Source organism: Pseudomonas sp. 21615526 (assembly GCF_013386245.1).
Taxonomy (GTDB): Bacteria; Pseudomonadota; Gammaproteobacteria; order Pseudomonadales; family Pseudomonadaceae; genus Aquipseudomonas.
On the sequence record NZ_JACAOM010000233.1, the window covers coordinates 1 to 451 of the forward strand.

Consider the following 451-nt stretch of genomic DNA (forward strand, 5'->3'; position numbering starts at 1 on the left):
CGGTGGAAACCTGGGTGCCGTTGAGCAGCGCCAGGCCTTCCTTGGCCGCCAGGGTCAGCGGCGTCAGGCCGGCAACTTTCAGCGCTTCGGTAGCTTCCAGCCATTCGCCTTTGTAGCGGGCCTTGCCTTCGCCCAGCAGCACCAGCGACATGTGGGCCAATGGCGCCAGGTCACCGGAGGCGCCCACCGAACCTTTCAGTGGAATGTGCGGGTAGACCTCGGCATTGATCAGGGCGATCAGCGCGTCGATCACCTGCCGGCGAATCCCGGAAAAACCCCGGCTCAGGCTGTTGACCTTGAGCACCATGACCAGCCGTACCAGCGCATCGCTGATGGGCTCACCGACGCCGGCGGCGTGGGACAGCACCAGGGAACGCTGGAGGTTTTCCAGGTCTTCGCTGGCAATGCGGGTCGAGGCCAGCAGGCCGAAACCGGTGTTGATGCCGTAGGC

Annotated in this window: 1 protein-coding gene; it reads right to left on the minus strand. The window is 65.0% G+C overall.

Features of this window, described 5'->3' with window-relative positions:
• On the minus strand, window positions 1-451 hold a 451-nt coding region (locus tag HX786_RS31425; protein WP_178913079.1), incomplete at both ends, for an aromatic amino acid lyase.